Genomic DNA, 1,314 nt, shown 5'->3' with positions numbered 1-1,314 from the left:
ATCGCAAAAAGATTCGTGACAAACACGGATAGTGCGATGGAGGAGAGGGTCGTCTCTTCCAGCCTGGTCATGATAAGCCCCGCGCCATTGCAGCGCTTGTCCAAGCTGAAAAACCGCTCCACCTCGATCCGGTCAACATTGTCCCGATATCCTTCTTTCGTGGCTCGGGCGTCTGTTCGCTTCGGCCTCCCAAGCTTCGGCCCGGACATTCGGATGCCGTGTTCCTTGCTATACTGAAGGTTCGCCCTCGTGCGATAGATTCGGTCCGCCAGAATCCTTTCCGGATAGTGTCCCGTGCGTTTCCGATACCGCTCGACGGCGTCTTTCAGAACGGAGCCTTCATGATAGGGGGTGAAAGAGATCTTCTCCAGGCGAGCATGGCCTTTCTCGTCGACGCTGACGTCGTATTTGGCGCCAAACTCTACGGGTGACTTTGCTTTGCCTCGCATGATGAGACGGATATCGGGCTGCGAAAGGTTGACGATCCGATCGGATACCTGATGGGTCTTGTTATCGTACCTGTACCTCTGCTGCTCATACAATTTCCGTATCGTCAGGTACATGCTCGCGGCGAACATGCTCCAGCTGCCTGCGGATCTCCATGCGGACCTTCTTCGCCGTCCGCTTTTTGGCCTTAGCCAATGCAAGATACGGGCTTCATGGAGGAGTTCGAAGTCCTGCGGGTATTTGATGTTGGATGGGGAACAGGTGGCATCCAGAATCTCTGTTCCGACGTTCTCTCCTCCCTCTGCAGGCTGCGCATCGCCTTTATGTTCCTTCGTCGCCGCAGCGGCAGAGAGGAAGATGTCGTTGACCGTCATCAGGGCCTCTATCCCAAGCCTTTTCCGGAACGACACCAGGAGGGGAGCCGTGAAAGGACAGCCCTTCCGGAACGATTCGCACCTAATGAAGTACTGGAGATAGGAGTTCTCACCGATCTCTTTTACCGGCCCGCGGTCGGACAACTTCTTCCGCTTCTGGATGATGAGGGACCCCAGCGCCATGCGGAACGGCTTGGCTGGATGTCCTGTCTTCGACGGGAACAACTCGTTGTAACGGGTCTTCTCCTCCATCCTGCACCAGTCCAGCCGGTCGGCAAGAAGGACCCATTCGTTCTTCGGGTCAAGCTGCATCCCGCAGGACTGATTGAAGTCTGTGAAGGCGATCTGATGAAATTTCGGGCTCGTGTACATGGTATCAGCTCCAAGAAATGCAAAGATACTTGACAAATCAAAACTTTATCTTGCATTTATTTTACCATAAACAAGAGAAAAAGTCTTTGAGAAAGATATCATAGAGTTATTTAGCTGTCAC

1 pseudogene is annotated in these 1,314 nt (G+C 53.4%); it reads right to left on the bottom strand.

What is annotated here, in order from left to right:
* Window positions 1-1,193: pseudogene (locus tag GCWU000341_RS12480) on the bottom strand (transposase); the annotation flags it as partial.
* Between the last annotated feature and the right edge of the window lie 121 nt (window positions 1,194-1,314).

The organism is Oribacterium sp. oral taxon 078 str. F0262 (assembly GCF_000160135.1).
Lineage (GTDB): Bacteria > Bacillota > Clostridia > Lachnospirales > Lachnospiraceae > Oribacterium.
The sequence above is the reverse complement of the archived record's forward strand: the minus strand, read 5'-3'. Positions and strand labels throughout refer to the sequence as shown.